This is a genomic window from Sphingobium sp. WCS2017Hpa-17, from assembly GCF_031843765.1.
Taxonomy (GTDB): domain Bacteria; phylum Pseudomonadota; class Alphaproteobacteria; order Sphingomonadales; family Sphingomonadaceae; genus Sphingobium.
In genome coordinates, this window is the sequence record NZ_JAVTIV010000001.1 from 244,904 (window position 1) to 264,669 (window position 19,766).

Annotated in this window: 16 protein-coding genes; 4 read left to right on the forward strand and 12 right to left on the reverse strand. The window is 63.1% G+C overall.

The annotated features are described in order from the left end of the window. Window positions 1-32: 32 nt before the first annotated feature. The 7 genes from RQH62_RS01075 to araD1 form a co-directional block, all read right to left on the reverse strand. Entirely contained in the window at window positions 33-2,057 is a 2,025-nt protein-coding gene (locus RQH62_RS01075) for a discoidin domain-containing protein (RefSeq protein WP_311266891.1), read from the reverse strand. A gap of 115 nt (window positions 2,058-2,172) precedes the next feature. Beyond that, window positions 2,173-5,034, reverse strand: a complete 2,862-nt coding sequence (locus tag RQH62_RS01080; RefSeq protein WP_311266892.1) for a TonB-dependent receptor — start codon at window positions 5,032-5,034, stop codon at window positions 2,173-2,175. A gap of 252 nt (window positions 5,035-5,286) precedes the next feature. Further along, complete coding sequence (locus RQH62_RS01085; RefSeq protein WP_311266893.1) at window positions 5,287-6,714, reverse strand: glycoside hydrolase family 43 protein; 1,428 nt, start codon at window positions 6,712-6,714, stop codon at window positions 5,287-5,289. 38 nt (window positions 6,715-6,752) lie between these two features. Continuing rightward, entirely contained in the window at window positions 6,753-7,787 is a 1,035-nt protein-coding gene (locus tag RQH62_RS01090) for an arabinan endo-1,5-alpha-L-arabinosidase (RefSeq protein ID WP_311266894.1), read from the reverse strand. 107 nt (window positions 7,788-7,894) lie between these two features. After that, entirely contained in the window at window positions 7,895-9,460 is a 1,566-nt protein-coding gene (locus RQH62_RS01095) for an alpha-L-arabinofuranosidase C-terminal domain-containing protein (RefSeq protein ID WP_311266895.1), read from the reverse strand. Window positions 9,461-9,480: 20 nt separating this feature from the next. Next, a complete protein-coding gene (locus RQH62_RS01100; protein ID WP_311266896.1) occupies window positions 9,481-10,407 on the reverse strand; it encodes a Gfo/Idh/MocA family oxidoreductase in 927 nt (308 codons plus the stop codon). 10 nt (window positions 10,408-10,417) lie between these two features. Further along, the gene (araD1, locus tag RQH62_RS01105) at window positions 10,418-11,410 is read right to left on the reverse strand and encodes an AraD1 family protein (RefSeq protein ID WP_311266897.1); all 993 of its coding nucleotides are present in this window, start codon (window positions 11,408-11,410) and stop codon (window positions 10,418-10,420) included. 204 nt (window positions 11,411-11,614) lie between these two features. Here araD1 and RQH62_RS01110 point away from each other — a divergent pair, with 204 nt between their 5' ends. After that, a complete protein-coding gene (locus RQH62_RS01110) occupies window positions 11,615-12,379 on the forward strand; it encodes a FadR/GntR family transcriptional regulator (protein WP_311266898.1) in 765 nt (254 codons plus the stop codon). 150 nt (window positions 12,380-12,529) lie between these two features. Here the strand turns inward: RQH62_RS01110 and RQH62_RS01115 are convergent, their stop codons facing one another. Continuing rightward, a complete protein-coding gene (locus tag RQH62_RS01115; RefSeq protein ID WP_311266899.1) occupies window positions 12,530-12,871 on the reverse strand; it encodes a gamma-glutamylcyclotransferase family protein in 342 nt (113 codons plus the stop codon). 120 nt (window positions 12,872-12,991) lie between these two features. Then, the gene (locus RQH62_RS01120; RefSeq protein ID WP_311266900.1) at window positions 12,992-14,299 is read right to left on the reverse strand and encodes a sugar MFS transporter; all 1,308 of its coding nucleotides are present in this window, start codon (window positions 14,297-14,299) and stop codon (window positions 12,992-12,994) included. Between the two features lie 124 nt (window positions 14,300-14,423). Here RQH62_RS01120 and RQH62_RS01125 point away from each other — a divergent pair, with 124 nt between their 5' ends. Both RQH62_RS01125 and RQH62_RS01130 read left to right on the forward strand, forming a co-directional pair. After that, a complete protein-coding gene (locus tag RQH62_RS01125; RefSeq protein ID WP_311266901.1) occupies window positions 14,424-15,569 on the forward strand; it encodes an aldose epimerase family protein in 1,146 nt (381 codons plus the stop codon). After that, window positions 15,569-16,426 (forward strand): SMP-30/gluconolactonase/LRE family protein, encoded by an 858-nt coding sequence (locus tag RQH62_RS01130; RefSeq protein WP_311266902.1) that lies wholly within the window; start codon window positions 15,569-15,571, stop codon window positions 16,424-16,426. Before RQH62_RS01125 ends, RQH62_RS01130 begins: the two co-directional genes overlap by 1 nt. Before the next feature lie 261 nt (window positions 16,427-16,687). On the opposite strand, the gene RQH62_RS01135 is transcribed toward RQH62_RS01130, so the two are convergent. From RQH62_RS01135 to RQH62_RS01145, 3 genes are all read right to left on the reverse strand, one after another. Then, window positions 16,688-16,843: a hypothetical protein gene (locus RQH62_RS01135; RefSeq protein WP_311266903.1), complete on the reverse strand. Its 156-nt coding sequence runs from the start codon at window positions 16,841-16,843 to the stop codon at window positions 16,688-16,690. 18 nt (window positions 16,844-16,861) lie between these two features. Then, window positions 16,862-17,572 (reverse strand): hypothetical protein, encoded by a 711-nt coding sequence (locus tag RQH62_RS01140; protein WP_311266904.1) that lies wholly within the window; start codon window positions 17,570-17,572, stop codon window positions 16,862-16,864. A 115-nt stretch (window positions 17,573-17,687) separates the two neighbouring features. Continuing rightward, window positions 17,688-18,905, reverse strand: coding sequence for a toxic anion resistance protein (locus RQH62_RS01145; RefSeq protein WP_311266905.1), 1,218 nt, complete (start codon window positions 18,903-18,905; stop codon window positions 17,688-17,690). A gap of 132 nt (window positions 18,906-19,037) precedes the next feature. Between RQH62_RS01145 and RQH62_RS01150 the strand changes: the two genes are divergently transcribed. Continuing rightward, window positions 19,038-19,733, forward strand: a complete 696-nt coding sequence (locus RQH62_RS01150) for a DUF899 family protein (protein WP_311266906.1) — start codon at window positions 19,038-19,040, stop codon at window positions 19,731-19,733. Window positions 19,734-19,766 lie beyond the last annotated feature (33 nt).

Here is a 19,766-nt window from a genome sequence, read left to right on the forward strand (position 1 = left end):
TGCGTGTATGCGCACCGGGCTTTTTGCTGGCATTATTCTGCGAACAGCTTGAATTCGGCGAGGCGGATCGCCTTGCCTTTGGGTTGGGTGAAGAGCAGGCGGACCTTGCTCGTCTGAAGCCGGGGCCAGCGGATATCGGTGATGCCGTTGGCGATCGGGCTGCCTTTCGGTGCGGCGATGTCGCGCCAGTCGCCGTCCACCCATGCCTGAAGCCGATAGCTTTGCGGCACCGCAAAGCCCTTGCCATCGGCGAAGAAGGCGAGTTCGGCGCGGGCGAGGTCGGTGGGCTTGCCCAGGTCGATCGCATACCATTGGTCGGCGGGCGAGGGCGCGGAGGACCAGCCATTGGGCAGTTCCGGGAAGAACCAGACGCGGCCGTCGATCGCGTCATGGACATTTTCAACGTCGGCGTTGCTGGACGCCGACCCCATCGGGAACTGGCCCCGCACCAGTTGTACCGCCCGGTTGATCGGGCGCTGGATGGCAGGGGTAGCGGCGCGCGTCACCGGCACTTCGATCCGGCCCAGCGTCTCGCGATGGGCGACCTGCTGGCCGTCCACCTCAATGAAGAGGCCCTTGCCGCGCTTGTAATGGCTGCCGTCCACATCCCATGTCACCGCGATCTTATGGCCATGATAGGGGACGTCCTGCACCCGGAACCAGGCGAGCGCCTGTGGATCGCTGGCGTCCGGCAGCAGCGGGTTCACCTCCAGCACATCGTCGGCGCTCGGACGGATGCCGACCAGCCCGGTCAGGATCAGGTCGTTGAAGCCGGAATGGAAATAATGGTGGCTGCGGTCGAGGCCGACGATGGGCTTGCCGGTTTCGGGGTGATAATCCTCCTCGATATCGAGACGGTTTCCCTGATAGTGAAGCGCGGCATATTGGCGCAGAAGGCGCATATAGGCGCTGCGCGTGACCGGGCCGGTCTGTTTCTGATGATCGAGCAGGTTGGCCATGCCGTGCAGCACCTGCGTCGTCTGATAGGGCCAGATCGGGCCGTTCCACTGGCATTCCGGCGCATCGCCCAGATAGCGATATTGCCGCATATAATATTCGTAACTGGCCTCGACCGTACGCATCCCCGCCTTGCCGGCGAGCGAGGCGGGATCGAGCAGATGCGCCCAGGCGGCCGCATATTTCGCGTCGTCCGGGACGAGGTCGAACATCCAGGGCAGGTAGCCGACCAGTTCGCGATTGCGGATCGGCTCCCAATATTTCACGAAGTCGGTCTTCGACTGGTGGCGGTCGATGAAATGGCCGAGCCTGTCGCTCCACAGATCGGTCAGGACGCGCTTTTGCAGGGCGTCGGCGCGGGCGGCATAGTCGGCGGCCAGTCCCTTGTTGCCGGCCATCTCCGCCATTTTCGACAGGGCGCGGGCATTGGCGAACATATAGCTGTTGACTGAGGGGCGGAAGGCGTCGCCGCCCCGGAACCCGTCCTTGCCGCCCGATGCGTCGATCGAGGAGACGGTATATTCGGTGGCGTCGAGCAGCGGCTCGACGAAATACAGCCCCTTGGCGAAGTCATATTTATCGTCCCACAGGCGATAGATATGGTTCATTACCGGCAGATGTTCGATCGCATCCGCCCGGTCGCCATCGACCAGATAGCGGCCCCAGACGCTGTCCGCCATATGATCGGTGAAGTGGCGGTCGTTGCCGCCACTGCGATACATGAAATTGATATAATCGTCGGCGAAGCGGCGGTCGTTCAGCCAACGCCCTTCGCCGATATGAAAGCCGCTGGCGTCGTTCAGGCTGGCATAGGGCTGGCGCTGCCAGTCGACATCGTCGAAAAATTCGGTGGTGATATAGCCTTCGTTGCCCAGGTCGCGCTGGTGCCCGCGATACAGCGCCCAGCGATAATAATAGACGGCGTCGAGCTTCAGATCGGCGGATTCGAAGAAGGGGATGCGGTCCTGATACCAGGGGGCGTCGTTGCCGAAGCGCTGAGCGGCGATGGCGCGGGTGTCCATCGTGGAAGGCGGCGCCGACGCGGCTCCGATCCCCATGAGCGCAGCCCCGGCCAGCAGGATCATCTTCATCGCGCGCATCGGTCGTCCTCCCTTGTATCACAAACAAATATGGCGGCCGTAGCGGGACTGGAGAGTATCCCGATACGGCCGCCATTATGGGGCCCGGCGAGGAGACGCCGCACCCCATGGGCACTCAGTCGAACTTGAAACGGACACCCAGAGCGAAGGTGCGATCGATCAGTAGCGTGCTGGAGTTGAACTCGGTCGGATTGCCGACATCGCCGAACTTGTAATAATTCTGCTGCTTCGCCTTGGTGATGTTCACCGCGTCGAAGGTGATGCCGATATCCTCGTTCACGTTCAGCGTCAGCTGGAAGTCCAGGCTCTTTTCCGGCGCGCGCCACATGCCGATCGGGTTGGCGAAGGAGCGGCCTTCATTGTTGTTCAGGAAGCCCTTGCGCCAGATATAGGACAGGCGGGCGCCGACCGGACCCTTATCATAGGCCAGCGTGGCATTGTAGGACAGCTTCGACACGCCGAAGAAGGCCGACTTGGTCGTGCCGGTGATTTCGCCTTCATTGTTGACGACCGGGATCGTCTGTTCGGAATCCAGGATCGTCGCGCTGCCGGTGAAGCCCAGGCCGTCAAGGAAGCTAGGCAGGTAGGACGGGAAGTAGGTCAGACCCAGTTCCAGACCCTTGAGCGTGCCGTTGGAGGCATTCTCCGGACGGGTGATGTTGAAATATTCGGTGTAGGTTTCGTTGCGCGGCAGATAGTTGTTCGGAATGAACTCACGCACGGTCAGAGGAACGACCAGACCGTTGATCTTGCGCTGGAACGCCGTCGCATAGATAGCGCTGTTGCGTTCGAAATACCATTCGATCGCAAGGTCCATATTCTTCGAATGGGTTGCCCGCAGGTTGGCATTGCCCGCCGAACCCGAACCAAACCCGATGCGCGACAGATCGCCCGTCAGAGACAGATTGGGGTTGAGGTCGCCAAAAGCCGGCCGGCGCAGCGTTTCGCCATAGTTGAAGCGGATGCGCAGATTGTCGGTGATGTTGTAGCGCGCGGTGAAAGACGGCAGGAATTTCTCCGAACCGGTCGACACGGTGGTCCGGGCGAAACCGTTGCCGCGATCGAAATAGTCGTAGAGCGTATCGATCGCCACGAAGCGCACGCCGCCCTGAAGCTGGAGCGGACGGCCGAAGATTTCGAGTTCGCCATCGGCCAGAATATAGGCAGCCAGATTGCTTTCGTTGATGCCGAACACATGGCCGAAGCTCATTTCGTCCGACAGCAGCAGGCCGGGCGCGACGGCGCGATACAACTGGCGAACGGCATCCTTGTCCATGCTGCGCGGATCAGCAAGCACCCAACTGGTCGGAACATTGGCGCGACCGTCGAAGAAGCCGCTGTTGGTGAACGGGTTCCCTGCGCTCAGTTCCGCAAGCGTAACGGGGCGGCGCAAATCGGATCCGGGAATGGCTGCGGTGAGCGCACCTGCGCCCTGATCGCGCACATAGCTGTCGGCATTGCGATTGTCATAGCGGAAGCCAGCCTTGATGCGGCGCAGGAAGCCTTCATCCCATTTATATTCGCCGTCCAGCATCATCGTCAGCGCGCTGCCGGTCGTCTTCGTGCCGCTGTCGAACAGGTTGCCGACAGTCCACTTGCTGGCGTCGGTCAGCACTTCCTGATTGGCGAAGCTATAGGCAGGCAGGCCCCCGCCGCCGTTGAAATCGACGTTCAGGTCGAGCGGGCCGCGATCGGTGCGGATGGCAAAGAAGGAGGTTTCGTTCTTGCTGTCCTGATAGGCGATATCGGCCGAAATCTTGCCGTTGCCACCCACGTCCCACTTGGCATTCAGTGCATAGACATAGCTGTCGGTCTTGTTGGTGGCCATGTCGCCGCTGTTGAAGCCTGCAACCGAACCCAACTGGCGCGACTTGATGATGTTCGTGCCTTCATACAGTTCAAAGCTGTTGCCCACGTCGGCGGGCAGATCGCCCCACCAGTCGGCGAAGCTGAAGTGCAGGCTGTTGAAGGTTTCGCCACGGAAGCCGGTGTAGAAGACTTCGGCGGTGTAAACCGAGCTGTCATTGGGCGCCCACTGGAGCGCGGCGTTGATCGAGGGGCGTTCCCGCTTGCCATAGAGGTCGGACGCGATGACGGCGTCGCGCGACAGATAATAAGGCGTTTCGACGCCATTGATGTTCAGCGTCGATCCTGGTGCGGTCGGCAGGCCAGCGTCCAGGCCCGGCGTCCAGTTTTCGTTGGTCGCGCCGGGGAAGATACGCTGAAGCGGGGTCAGGCCCGAACCGGCGGTCGGATTTTCGGTAGCGAAGGGCACCATCGCGCCCGCCTGAAGATTCTGGTTGCGATACTGGGCCTTGGTGTAGCTGGCGTTCACCAGGAAGCCGATGTCGCCGATGCCGGTTTCCCAGCGGTTGCTGACCAGCATGGAGACGTTGGGATTATATTTGTCGGCCAGTTCCGAATAGACGCCGCGCGCCAGACCCGAAATGGTGAAGCCGTCGAAATCGAGCGGGCGGCGGGTCTGGACGTCGATCTGGCCGGCAAGGCCGGTTTCGAGCTGGTCGGCCGAGCGCGTCTTGTAGACGTCGATCTGCTTGACGAGGTTCGCGGAAATATCCTGCAACGCGAAGGACGTGCCGGCGGCAGTGAAGATGTTGCGGCCGTTTAGCGTGGTCAGCGGATCGGTCAGACCACGGATGGTGATGCCGGCGGTTTCGCCACCGGCGCGATCCGTAACCTGAATGCCGGTGACGCGCTGGAGCGCTTCGACGACGTTATTGTCGGGCAGCTTGCCGACGTCTTCCGACACGATCGAATCGACGATCTGGGTCGATTGCTTGCGGACGTTGAGTGCGCCGACGATCGAGGCGCGGACGCCAGTGACGACGATGTCGGCGGCGTCATCTTCGGCGGCGACTTGCGGCGCGGCGGTGGCGGCATCCTGTGCGTGGGCGGCGCCCGACAGCATCAGTGCGAAGATGGACGCGGAAGCGAGTGTGACCGGCTTGAAAGCCATTTGGATATCCTCCCCATTAAGCTGGCGCGGTTACGCCATGCATGAATTACTCGGACTAATTATTGCTCCGACAAATGAATCGCAAGCGGAATTTTGCAGTTCATTGCAGTGAAATTTCAGCGATGTGATATTAATGACGCAGCCCGCAAAATGGGGATAATTCCGCCTATTTCCGCTACGTTAGCAAAGAAAATCGGGCGCCTGGCGGATTGCCCGACGCCCGATTGCCTTTGAATAGTCTGACTTATGGCGTCAGTCGAGATGCCACCAGGCGCTGGGATCGCGGCTCGCCACCAGAGTCAGTCGGTCTGCCGAAATGCCGATGGCCTTGCCCGGCACCGCGATCGACACGAAGCGTGCCGCGTGCAGCGTCTTCTCGTCGAAGCGGACGAACTGGCTGCGCAGGGCGAAATCCGCACTCTTGCTGTCGGGTTGCAGGCTCAGCGATCCGTCCTTGCCCGCGACCAGATAATGGTCCGGCATCAGGATCGGGGAGAGCATCACACTGCGCGCGCCGGCGCGGCCGGGCGTCTGGCGGAACTGGGTCTGCGCCAGCGACGGGTTGCCCGCGATCAGCGTTGTGCCGTCATGCGCCATCAGGCGCGTCGGATCGGTGGAGGACACGAAGCGTTCGGGCAGCGGGCCATTGCCCACTGGAACCCCGAAATCGGGGGTGCCGTCTGCGGTGTAGTATAGGCGCTGGACGCGGGTGTGGCGGTCCGGGTTGAGCAGCGGGTCGCCCTGGATCGCCTCATAGTCGCGGCCATGATAGACGAGGATGTCGCGGCCTTTCTCATCGACCGTGAAGCTGTTGTGGCCGGGGCCATAGACGCTGGTGGCGCTGTTGGAGACGAAGACCGGCTGGGGCGACTTGGTCCAGCTGTTCGCATCGAGCAGGTCGGCATTTTCATCCGCCGTCAGCAGGCCCAGGCAATAGCGCGCGTCGGTGGCGCTGGCCGAATAGGTCATGAACAGGCGGCCGTTGCGGTGCAGGACGGCGGGGGCTTCGGCGACCTTGTAGCCGCGCACTTCCCAGTCGAGCGTCGGCACGGTCAGGCGCGTGACCTTTTCGCCCAGTTTCAGCGGCGATTCCAGTCTGGCGATATAGAGGTTGCTGTTCGTTTCGATCCCCGGTTCGCGCTGCGCCCAGGCGAAATAGCGTACGCCTTTGTGGACGAAGACGGTCGAATCGAGGTTGAAGCTGTCCCACGGCGTTTCCATTTCGCCCGCGACGCTCCACTTGCCGGTCATCGGATCGGCGCCGTCGCAGACGATGGCGAAGGTGCGGATGCGGAACACGTCGTCCCCGCCGCCCGCCGGGCCAGCTGCGAAATACATATACCATTTGCCGTCGATCTGATGGAGTTCGGGCGCCCAGATATAGCCAGACCGCGGGCCGCTGGCTTCATGGCGCCACAGCACGGCTTCCTTGGCGGTGGAAAGGCCCGCGATCGTCTTCGACCGGCGCAGGACCAGACGGTCATATTCGGGGACGGAGCCGGTGAGGTAATAATAGCCGTCGTCGTGACGGAAAACCTGGCCGTCGGCGCGCTGCTTGACCAGCGGATTGACGGGGACGGGCGCATCCGCCGGAGTGGACGCGGCCTGAACGATGGCGGGCGTGGCGGACAATGCGGCCGCGCTGCCGATAAAGCCACGGCGGGACAGGGTGAGGGGCATCAGAGTCTCTCCGAATGAGTTAGTCGGACTAAATCGTGTCAATATTCAGCTTGGGGCCAGCCGTCAGCCCCCCAGCGCACCGGAGCGATGCGCAAAGTGGGGGCGCCATTCGCCTGCTTGTCATAAGCGTGGTAGACGACATAATCTTTGCCGTCCTTGTCCGTCAGCCAGCCGGCATGGCCGGGGCCGCGGAAACGCTGCTGTTCCTGCAAGTCGGCGCGCAGGAAGATGGTGCCGCCGCCCTCCATCAACGGGCTGCCATCCTTGCCCAGATAGGGGCCGGTGATGGCCTTGGAGCGGCCCATGACGGTGTAATAGGTGCTGTTCGCACCCTTGCAGCAATAATCATAGCTGACCATCAGCCAGTAATAGCCGCCATGGTCGACGATGAAGGGGGCCTCCACCGGGGCGGGGCCGCCAGCGGGGGCAGGGCGGCGGGCGATGGAGACAGGCGTCTTCGCGTCCTTAGGCTTGCCGGTCTTGGGGTCCAGCTCGAACAGCTTGATGCCGGTCCAAAAACTGCCGAGGCTCAGCCAGTGGCGACCTTCGCGGTCGATGATGAAATTGGGGTCGATGGCGTTATAGTCGCTGTCCTTTGTGGACAGGACCACAAGGCCCTCGTCCCGCCAGCCGTAATTCTTTGCCTTGGGGTCCAGTGTCGGGCTGGTGGCCAGGCCGATGGCAGACCGGTTGGAGCCGAAGGTTGAGACGGAATAATAGAGGCGATAGCGACCGTTCACATAAGAGATGTCGGGCGCCCACATGCCGTCGCTGCCGGGGATCGCTTCCTTGGCCCAGGCGGGCAGGGCGGTGAAGATCGGATCGCCCGCGGTCCAAGTCACCAGATCCTTCGAGGTGCGCGTCTCGATCAGCCGTTTGCCATGACCGGTGCTGAACACATGATAGGTGTCGCCTTCGCGGGCGATCACCGGGTCATGGGTGGGGACGAGGTCGCCGGTCAGGCGGTCGTTGAGCGTTGTTGCGGCCGGCGCGGGCGCAGATTGGGCGCAGGTCGCCGTCGTGGTTGCGAACAGGGCGAGGCCCGCCAGCGTGAACATGATCTGCCGGGTCATCCGGGCCTCTCCTTATCGTCAAAGTCATGCACCCGCCGGCTGGCGGATGCATGACGGCAGGGGGATGGAGCGGGCGGTAATTCCACCCACCGCCCGCTCCAAACAGGTTAGTTCAGTTCCAGCACCACCACCGACTTGGCCGGCAGTGTCACGGTCAAAGTGCCACCGCTGACCTGCGCGCCGGTGAAGGCGACGGGCTTGACGGTTTCGGGCGCGTCGAACGTGTTGTGCGAATTGATCGCGCCGGCCGTCAGCACGCGGCCGGTGACGGTCGCGGCGTTCAGGCCGTCCAGCTTCACGGTGACGGTGTTGGGCTGGTTGGGATCGAGGTTGGACAGGCCGACATGGACCTTGCCATCCTTGCCCTTGACGGCCGATCCGCTGACGGCGGGCATGGTGTACTGATCCTTGGCATACCAGGGCGTCTGGATGTCGATCGGCAGCACGGTTGCATCCTGCCAGGGCTTGTACATTTCAAAGACATGATAGGTGGGCGTCAGCACCATCTTCTTGCCTTCGGTCAGGATCATTGCCTGAAGCACGTTCACCATCTGCGCGATCGCGGTCATGCGGACGCGGTCGGCATGCTTGGCGAAGATATCGAGATGGATCGACGCGATGAGGGCATCGCGCAGCGTGTTCTGCTGACGCAGGAAGCCCGGATGGGTGCCTTCGTCCTGCGCATACCAGCTGCCCCATTCGTCCACCGCCAGGAAGACGCGCTTGGCGGGGTCATATTTGTCCATGATCGCGCTGTGCTTGGTGATCAGCTCGTCCATGTGGCGCGCGCCATTGAGCGCATCGGCCCAGCCATTTTCGTCGAAATTGACGGCGGGCGCACGCGGCGGCCAGCCGCCGGCGGGGTGGACATAATAATGGAGCGAGAGACCGTCGAGCTTGTCGCCCGCCACCCGCATCATCGTTTCGGTCCAGTTATAATCATCGACATTCGCGCCGGCTGCGATCTTCATGATCTTGGTGCCGCGCGGGGCCTTCACGAAGGTCGCATAGCGACGGGTTTCGTCCGCCGCGAATTCGGCGCGCATATTGCCGCCGCAACCCCACAATTCATTGCCGACGCCGAAATAGGGCACCGCCCACGGCTCCTTATGGCCGTTCTTCGCGCGTTCGTCGGCCAGCGTACCGGCGGGCGAGGTCATATATTCGACCCATTCCGCCATTTCCTGCGGCGTGCCGTTGCCGACATTGCCGGCGATATAGGCCTGCGCGCCGACCTGACGGATCAGTTCGAAAAATTCATGGGTGCCCACGGTGTTGGGCTCGGTCACGCCGCCCCAATGGGTGTTGATCTTGACCGGGCGCTTGTTCTTCGCGCCGATACCTTCACGCCAATGATATTCGTCGGCGAAGCAGCCGCCGGGCCAGCGGATGATCGGCACCGACAGGTTGCGCAGTGCCGAAATCACATCATTGCGGAAACCGTTGGTGTTGGGGATCGACTTGTCGTTGCCGACATAGAGGCCGCCATAGATGCCGGTGCCCAGATGTTCGGCGAACTGGGTGAAGATCGCCTTGTCATAGACGGCGCCGGGCTTGTCGGCGTGGATGGTGGCGGTGGTGGGCTTGCCGTTGGTGTCGGCGACGGCCGTGGTCGACAGCGCACTGGCGCATAACAGCAGCGCAGCGGAGGCGCGGCGTAGGGACTTCATCATATTCCTCTCCCTTGGAAATGTCAGTCGTGGAAAGCTTCGGTCGTTTCACGGGTGCCGCGCAGGAAGGCGTCAGCGACCAGCCGCAGCGGGCTGGTGTCGACATCCGACCGGCCGCCCCGGATCAGCGTGGCGAACCGGGCATAGAGGCCGGCATATTCGACATCTTCGCCATGATCGGTGCCGCTGGGCAGGGTCAGCACCGCGCCGCCATGGGACAGCTTCAGCGTCCCGGCATCGGTGTCGACGACGATGTCCCAGCTTTGCGGGCCGGTCTGGCGCCAGTCGAGATCCATGTGGATCGATGCGCCAGCCGTATCGCGGAAGGCAAGGTCGGCGGCGATCGGTGCAGCGCGGTTTTCCGGCAGCACCAAAGTCGCGTCCTTCAGGAAGAAGGGGCGCGGCAATATGTGGGTGACGATCGACAGGGCGTTGATGCCCGGATCGAACACGCCAAGGCCGCCGGGCTGCCAGATCCATGCCTGACCCGGATGCCAGACGCGGACATCCTCCCGCCAGACGATCGACACCTTGTCGATGCGCCGTTCGGCGAGCCATGCGCGCGCCGGGGCGACCCCGGCGGCGAAGCGGCTGTGCCAGGCGGCGAACAGGCTGACGCCGACCTTGTCGGCCTGCGCCTTCAGGGCCTCCACTTCCGCCAAAGTCGCGCCGGGCGGCTTTTCGAGGAAGAGGTGGATGCCCTTCTTCAGTGCCTGCGTCGCAAGGTCGTAACGGACCTGCGGCGGGGTGCAGAGGGCGATGGCGTCGACCGCCGGCCCCTGGGCAAGCAGGTCGTCCAGGCTGGCATGGTGCGGCACGCCATCCAGGCCCGCATCATGCGGGCTGACGGTGGCGGCCAGGCTGAAGGCGCTATTGCCCCTTATCGCGGGCACATGCTGATCGCGGGCGATCTTGCCTATGCCCACGATCGCGATGCGGATCGGGTCCATGTCGATGGGTTCAGAGTTGCTTGACGGCGACCTGAACGGGGGCAGCGCGCTTCAGCGGGTTGCGCACCGGCAGGGTGAAGGGCGCGGCGATGATTTCGAACACATCGCCTTCCTGCGGCACGATGCCGTCGCTGAACGACAGGGTCGCAGTGCCGAAGAAATGGACATGCACGTCGCCGGCGCGGCGGAACAGATCATATTTGAAATGATGATGTTCCAGATTCGCGAAACTGTGCGACATATTGCCTTCGCCCGACAGGAACGGCTTTTCCCATATGGTTTCGCCGTCGCGGATGATGCGGCTGGCGCCTTCGATATGCTCGGGCGGGGTGCCGACCAGCAGTTCCGGGCCAAGCGCGGCCTGACGCAGCTTGGAGTGAGCGAGCCACAGATAATTGTGGCGCTCGGTCACATGATCGCTGAACTCGTTGGCGAGCGCGAGGCCGAGGCGATAGGGCGTGCCGTCCTCGCCGATCAGGTAGATGCCGGCCAGCTCCGGCTCTTCGCCGCCATCCTTGGCGAAGGCGGGCATGGTCAGCGCGTCGGTCGGGCCGACCAGCTGCGATCCGTCGCCCTTGTAGAACCATTCGGGCTGCTGGCCGACTTCACCGGCGGCGGGCTTGCCGCCTTCGAGGCCTTCCAGGAACATGCGCATTGAGTCCGTCTGCTTTTCGACGGCGGCGGCTTCGCGGTGCATCTTGTCGCGGCCTTCGGCGGAACCCAGATGGGTCAGGCCGGTGCCGGTCAGCTGGACATGCGCGCCATCTTCATGGTCGATGGGCGCAAGCAGGCGGTTGGCTTCGAATTCGGCGGCGATGTCGATCGGATCGCCCTTGCCGGCGGCGTCGACGGCGGCGGTCAGGTCAATGCCCTGCGCGATCGCGTGCAGCGCCAGCGCGCGGATGCTGGTGAAGCCGGGCACGAACCAGGCAGCGTCGCCCTGAGCGGCGATGACCGACCGATCGCCATTGTCCGAACGGTGCTGCAACAGGCGCAATGTCATGAAAACTCTCCTCCCGCGCGCCTCAACCATGGCGCTCAATCCAACGTGCAAGACATTTCGCCGCGCGCCCGACATCGCCATGATGGCGAGGGCGGCGGCGGTGAATCCGGTAATTACTCCGACATATTACAGGATGATGGTAATGGCAATGCTTGTATTGTAGCGAGGGTTGTGCCTCATTGGGGAGAGGCGAGAGGAGCAGGAATGGTGAAGGAAAATCCGTCTTTGCACAGGGATGAGACGGACAATGGTGGCGCGGCGAAGGCGGTCCGGGGTCCGGGGCGTCGGCTGCACGGGGCGATTGCACATAAATTGGGCATGGCGATCTTGTCCGGCCAATATGCGCCCGGCGACACGCTGTCGGGTGAAGTGGCCTTTGCCGAGGAACTGGAAGTCTCCCGCAGCGCCTATCGCGAAGCGATTCAGGTGCTGACGGCCAAGGGGCTGGTCGAAAGCCGGCCCAAGGCGGGGACGCGGGTGTTGCCGCGCAATCGCTGGAACCTGCTCGACCCGGAAGTACTGGCCTGGGCCTTTGCCGGAGAGCCGGACATCCAGTTCGTGCGCGACCTCTTCGAACTGCGCGCCATCGTCGAGCCGGCCGCTGCGCGGCTGGCGGCGCAGCGGCGCGACAAGGACGATCTGCGGATCATGAAGGATGCGCTGGCCGCGATGCGCCGCCATACGCTGGCTACCGAAGCGGGGCGGGCGGCTGACCGCGATTTCCACAATGCGATATTGAACGCCACGCGCAATGATGCGCTGTTGACGCTGACCGCGAGCATCGGCGCGGCGGTCAACTGGACGACGCAATATAAACAGCGCGCCCGCGCTCTGCCGCGCAATCCGATCCCCGACCATGTCCGCGTCTATGATGCGATCGCGGCGGGCGATGCGCAGGCGGCGGCGGAAGCGATGGGTGTGCTGGTCGACCTGGCGCTGGAGGATACGGCCAGCGCGATGGTCGGCTGACGGTCAACTCCCGTCATGCCAGCGAAGGCTGGCATCTCACTTCTTCTGGCGATGCGCTTGAAAGAATAGAGAGATCCCAGCCTTCGCTGGGATGACGGCTAAAACTGAGCGTCCGCTCCCCACTCAAATCCGCCATCCAGGCGGGCGGTGTCAGTCGTCCCTGTCCCCATAGATGAACGCCGTCAGCCCCGAGCGTAGCGTCACCGCCCGCCGCACATAGTCGACCTCATAGGCATCCGCGCTGGCGATATCCTGCGGCGTCAGGCGAAAGAGCAGCCCCTCCACCGCATCGGCCGGATCGTCGCTCGGCTCGACCATCGGGTGCCATTTCGTGCCGCTCTTGGCGATCACCTCCGCATCGCTGATCTCGATCATGCGCTGGCGAAAGCCGGGCAGGGCGTCGGGCACGCCCGCCACTGGTCGGCCGAACAGCGCCATCTGGACCTCGACCTGCCGCAACGTGCCGTAGGAAAAAAGCAGGATGTCGGCCATGGCGGGTTCCTTATTTGCGAAGCCATGCCGGATAGGCCGATGCACAGCTGCCGCAAAGAAAAAAGGCCGGAGCGGCATGTCCGCTCCGGCCTTTTTCCTGTCTGAAATATGGCTTTCTAGTTAGTCTGCGATCACCTGATCCGGCAGCGCGTGGGTCGTCTTCGACCCCCACAGCGCGTAGAAGAGGATGTAGAGTTCGCAGGCGGCGGTCAGCAGGAAGCTGGTCTGCAAACCATAATGGTCGGCCAGCCAGCCCTGCACCACCACCAGCGCGCCACCGGCGATCGCCATGATCAGCAGGCCCGAACCTTCTTCAGTCAGGGGCCCAAGCCCCTTGATGCCGAGGGTGAAGATGGTCGGGAACATGATCGAGTGGAACAGGCCGACCAGGATCAGCGACCACATGGCAACCGGGCCGGTGGTGAAGACGGTGACCAGCATCACGATGAAAGCGCCGATCGAGAAGGCGGCGAGGACATGGCCCGCATCGAACTTCTGCATGATCGCCGAACCGGCGAAGCGGCCGACCATCATCCCGCCCCACAACAGGGTCAAATAATTGCCCGCCTGCTCATGCGTCAGGTTGGCGATGGTGGGCTGGCTGACGAAGTTGATGAACAGATTGGCGACGCCGATTTCCGCGATCAGATAGATGAAGATCGCCGGGATGCCGAACACCAGATTGCGGTGGTTCCAGAGCGAATGCTTCTTGCGCTCTTCCTTGTTATGGCGCTGCGTCGCGTTGCCCATCGCGGGCAGGGGGAAGCGGGCGATGACGATGGCCAGCACCGCCAGCACGACGGCGACGATCACATAGGGCAGGACCACCGACTGGGCGTCGGCCAGACGTTCGGCTTGCGTCAGGACGACTTCGCCCTGTGCCGTGCCGCCCTTCGACCGGCCAAGGATCAGATAGGCGCCGAACATCGGGGCCAGCATCGTGCCGGCCGAGTTCATCGCCTGCACGAGGTTGAGGCGCGAGGAGGCGGTTTCGGGCTTGCCGACGACCGCGACATAGGGGTTGGCCGCGACCTGAAGCAGGGTGATGCCGCTGGCAATCACGAACAGCATGACAAGGGTCACGCCATAGGAGGGGATCGACGCCGCCACCGTCATGCCCAGCGCGCCGGCCGCCATGACGAGCAGGCCGATAACCATCGACTTCTGGTAGCCCACGCGCTCGATCAGTTTGGCCGAAGGAATGGAGGCAAAGAAATAGGCAATGAACCAGACCGATTCGATCAAGGTCGTCTGGGTGTAGCTGAGGTCGAACACGCTGCGCAGATGGGGCAGCAGCGTATTGTTGATGACGGTGATGAAGCCCCACATGAAGAAGAGGCTGGCGAGCAACGCGAGCGCAGGGCCGTAGCGCGTGCCGGGGTTATGCGTTGCGACAGGCGCAGCGCCAGACGAGATCGGTCCTGCCATTCATCCTTCTCCAGTGCAGTTCCAGTAGCAGGCCGCCCGATCAAGGGTTGCGCCTGCTTATTTTGTCGGAGTATATCCCCCTCAACCGCCCGTCAATGGGCGTGCGTTTTTCGGGAGGAAGTCCATGCGAAAGGTCGTCGATTTGAAAACAGCGCTGTCATGCGCTCTGGCTCTCGCCATGGCAAGCGGAACCGCCCTTGCCGCCGACGCCAGCCGCGCCCCCGCCGGTACGGCCGATGGCGCGGCGATCGAAACGATCACGCTGAAGAATGGCGCGGGCGTATCGGCGAAGATCCTGACCTATGGTGCGACGCTCCAGTCGCTGTCCGGCCCCGGCAAGGATGGTCAGATCGCGGACGTGCTGCTCGGTTATGACGACCTGAAGGATTATGTCGATCATCCCAATTTCTTCGGCGTGACCGTGGGCCGCTATGCCAACCGCATCGCCGGTGGCAAGTTCAGCCTCGACAGCAAGGCCTATCAGCTTCCCCTCAATGACAAGGTCAATTCGCTGCATGGCGGCGGCAAGGGCTTCGACAAGCAGGTGTGGAAGGTCGTGTCCCTGAAGAGCGGGCCGAAGGCCAGTCTGGTACTGGGTCTGACCAGCCCGGACGGCGATTCGGGCTATCCCGGCAAGCTGGACGTGACCGTCACCTATACGCTGGACGAGGCCGGCAACCTCGGCATCGCCTTCGACGCGAAGACCGACAAGCCCACCATCGTCAACATGACCAACCATGCCATCTTCAACCTTCAGGGCGAAGGATCGCCCGATGGCGCGATGGGCCATCTGCTGACGATCCCGGCCAAGGCCTATACCCCGGTCGACGCGAACCTGATCCCCACCGGTGAACTGAAGCCCGTAGAGGGCGGCGTGTTCGATTTTCGCGCACCCCGCCGCGTGGCGGATGGGCTGCGCGATGGTCGCGATCCGCAGATCATCGCCGGCCGTGGCTATGACCACAACTGGGCGCTGGACAAGGGCGCGACCAAGACCCCCGAACTGGCCGCACGGCTGGAAGACCCGACGTCAGGTCGCGTGGTTGAAGTTTTGACGACCGAACCGGGCGTGCAATTCTATACCGGCAATTTCCTAGATGGCACCTTCATCGGCAAGCAGAGCCATGTGTACCGCATGGGCGACGGCATCGCGCTCGAGCCGCAGAAATTCCCGGACTCGCCCAACAAGCCGAACTTCCTGTCGGCCCGTGTCGATCCCGGCAAACCCTATCATCATGAAATGGTCTATCGCCTGTCGGTGGCCCGCTGATGCCCGAATGGCGGCTGATCGACCGAGGCGTCGCCGACACGCTGGGGGAGGGGACGCTCTGGTCGGCGCGCGGCAACGCGGTCTACTGGGTCGATATCCTCGCCCCGGCGCTCAACCGGCTATCGCTGGAGAGCGGTGCGGTCGAACGCTTCGCCATGCCAGAGCCGCTCGGCTGGGTGGCGGAGCGTGAGGCCGGCGGCTTCATCGGCGGTTTCCAGAGTGGTTTTGCCGACATCAGCCTCGATCCACTGACGATCACGCCGTTCGGCGATCCGGAGCCGCATTTCCCCGGCAACCGGATGAATGATGGCAAGGCGGATGCGCAGGGGGCCATCTGGTGCGGCACGATGGACATGGGCGAGGAACATGATCGCGGCGCGCTCTATCGCCTCGCGCCCGATCGCAACTGGACCGTGGTGGACAGCGACTATCGCGTGCCCAACGGCCCCTGTTTCTCGCCCTGCGGCCAGTGGCTCTATCATAGCGATACCGCGAAGAAGCAGATGTACCGCTTCCGCCGGACGGAGGATGGCGTGAGCGAGCGCGAGCCGTTCATCCAGTTCGGCGAGGAGGATGGCTATCCCGACGGCATGACCGTGGACGCGGAAGGCCATATCTGGGTCGCCCATTGGGGCGGCAGCCGGATCAGTCGCTTTACGCCGGAGGGCAAGCTGGACCGCGCCATCGCCATGCCCGCGCGGCAGGTGACGAACATCACCTTCGCCGGCCCCAACCTCGACCGCATGTTCGTCAGCAGCGCGACCGTGGGCCTCGACGATCCGACCGAATATGACGGCGGCTTCTTCGAGGTTGAAACCGGCGTACGCGGATTGCCGACCAACCTTTACGCGGGCTGATTTTCGGTATCATCGTGTCGATCGGGGCGCGGCTGTCATCAGGCAGCCGCGCCCTTCGCATATTTGGCATCTGCAAATCCGGTTGCGTCGCCATACCGAATCAGCTAGAGCGCCGGGACAACGTTGTCATGCCCTCTCCAAAGTCATGCAATGTTGCGATCCCGGACGGCCTGCTGGCGAACTGCACGCGTCATCGGCCGTCCGGGGCGACTTTTCCTGACATCATTGGATCAGTAGCGCGGGCGGACGCTCCGCAAGGCGTCAGCTTTTGCGCCGCAGGCGGCGGAAGAGCGACACGCCCAGAAAGCCACCGCCGACCACGGCGGCGATCGCCCCACCGGCGGACGCCAGCGCCCAGGCACCGGCCGCCAGCAGGCCCGTCAGAAAATCGACGATGATGAGCGTCAGATGGATCATGATAGGGACAAGACGGCGCTAGGCCCCGAGTTCCTTGGCTTCCTGATATTTCAGTTCAAGAAACCGGTTCTGTGTTGCTAATTTGTCGAGGTCGCCGCTGGCCAGGCTCTCGCTCATCCGGCTGATTTCGGCGTCGATGACGGACAAGCCCTCGACCAGCTGCTTTTCGGGCACGCGCCCATTGCGCTCTTCCCGGCGCAGCGGGGCGGGAATCGATTGATAGCCTGTCACCAGTTCGGGCAGGTGATCGGCGAGCAGCCGGCGGATTTCCTGCGCGGCCGGTTCCTGCTCACCCAGCCGCTCCAGTTGCGGCGCCAGCGCTTCCAGCTTGACGCCGATGCTGTCGACCAGCGTGACAGCGGGGGCGGGCAGTGCCTTGCGCTGGTTCTCCAGCCAGATTTCGGTCTTGAGCGGCAGGGCGGCGAGTTCGGTCTGCGCCAGCGCTTCGGCCTTCACCCGGCCTTCCGTCGGCGCGAGGGCGATCAGCAGCACGGCCGCGATCATGACGCCCAGCACGATCATGACGCCGGTGGTGCCCAGCGGCAGGACGAAGCCCGCCACCGCACTGCCCAGCAATATCGCCAGCACCGCCCAGAAGGCATATTTGACCTTCCGCATCAGTCCGGCATTGCGCCGCTGCCGCGCGCGGTTCGACAGGCTGCGCCCACGATCGCTGTGGCGGCGGAGCACCGCCTCCGCATCGGCCAGCACGCGGTCGGACCGGCTCACAGGTCTTGCTCCAAAGCCCGTTCGCCCTGAGCTTGTCGAAGGGCCTCTTCTTTTCTGCAAGAAGGGCAGGGCTTCGACAGGCTCAGCCCGAACGGAGGTGGGGGAAGCATATCGTTCACCCCTCGATCGCGCTCAGCAGGGGATTGTCCGCGCGCACTTCCTTGGCGGCCTGCGCCTGACCCTCGGCACGGGCGATATAGCCCTTGGACTTTTCCACTTCGCCCGACAGCGTATTAACCGTCGTCTTCATATTCTCCAGCGCCTTCAGCTTGAAGGCGTCGATATTGTCCATCGTGTCGTAGATATTCTGGAACGCGCGCTGGAGCGTCTCGATCGGGATCGTGCTGGACGCAGCCTGCTCATGGATCTGCGCGGTCTGGCTCTTGAGCAGTTCGCCGGTCCGGTCGATCATGTTCGCGGTCGTGGTGTTCAATGCGCTGATCTGCTCCAGCACCAGCCTCTGCCCGGCCAGCGCCTGCGCCACCGTCACCGCCGTGCGCAGCGCCGCCACGGTGGTCGTGCTGGCGCGATCGACGCCCTTCACCAACTCGACATTGTTCTTCTTCACCAGATCCAGCGCCAGATAGCCCTGCACCGTCACGGCCATCTGCGTCAGCAGATCCTGCGTGCGCTGGCGGATGTAGAAGAGCGCGCTTTCACGGATCGCCTTTGCCTTGGCCGGATCGGACGAATCCAGTTCCAGCGCTTTGTCTTCCAGCCGGGCGTCCATCGTCTTGCTGATATGGATCATCTGCTCCAACCGACCCATGGTCTGCCACATATTCTGGCGCTCGACGTCGATCGCGGCATTATCCTTGATCAGCACGTCCTTGCCGCTGGCTAGCGACCCCAGGATCGAATTGATATGGCCCTGCGCGCTCTTATAGCCGTCGAAATAGTCGCGCATCTTGTTGCCGAAAGGGATGATGCCGAACAGCTTCTTGGGCGCCAGCAGATTGCCGCGTTTGCCGGGATCGAGGTCTTCCACCGTGCGGCGCAGTTCGGCAAGATCCGCGCCGACCTTGGTATCGCTGTCCATCGCCCGTACCGGCCGATCAAGGAAGCGGTTGCTGTGACCCGCGGCTTCCGCGATTTCCTTGCGGCCCATATTGGTCAACTGGTCCACGCGCGCGCCGAACTCGGGCGAATTGGCATCCTGTGCGACCAGATCGGCGACGAAGGCGTCAACTTTCTCGTCCAGCTTCGACTTCTTCTCATCCTCGATCGGGACGAGGCCCGCCGCCTTTTCGGGCGCAACTGCCGGCACCGGATCGGGCGGGGTCAGGTTCAGCGTGTCAGCAGTGGCAGTCGTGGTGGGCGCAGTGGTGGCCATATCGTCTCCAGTCGCCATGAGCGGCTTGCCGTGTAATATGGTGATAATACACCTTGGTGCAAGCCTTGGTCCGGGGAACGATATAGGATGGTGCGGCATTGCTTGGCAATCTTGACCGGAGAGGAACCTGCCATGGCCAGCCTGAAACCCGTCGCCGAGCTTGTCACCCATCGTAAAGCCCGCTTTCCCGGCGAAAGCGCCGCCTATCGCGATGCCCGCACGACCTTGCTGGCGGAAGAAATCGAATTTCGCCGCCATGCCACCCGCCTTGTCGAGCGACGGCAGGCGCTGCCGCCCGGCCCGCTGATCGAAAAAGACTATCGCTTCAAAGACGAACAGGGGTTCGAAGTCGGCCTGTCCGACCTGTTCGGCGACAAGGACGCATTGGTCGCCTATTTCTGGATGTACGGGCCGGAGCGGGACCGGCCTTGCCCGATGTGCACCAACTGGATCGGATCAGTCGACGGCAATGCCGCCGATATCAAGCAGCGCGTCGCCTACAAGATTTTCGGCCGCAGCCCGATCGAGCGGCAATATGCCTTCGCGCAGGAGCGGGGCTGGCGCAACACCGACTTCGTCCAGACGATCGGCGACGATTATGCTAATGATCTGGGCCTGCTGACGCCCGACGGCGAATATCCCGCGCTGGTCGTGTTCCGCAAGGATGGCGCGGGCGTCCGCCTCTTCTGGATGAGCGAGATGACGGGCGAGATGGCCGATCCGGGGCAAGACCCCCGTGATGCGCCGGATATCGCTTCGCTCTGGTCGATTCTCGACCTGACGCCGGAGGGCCGCCCGGCGGACTGGTATCCGAAGCTGCGCTATTGAAAAGGGGCGGTGTCGCCACCGCCCCCTTCATCG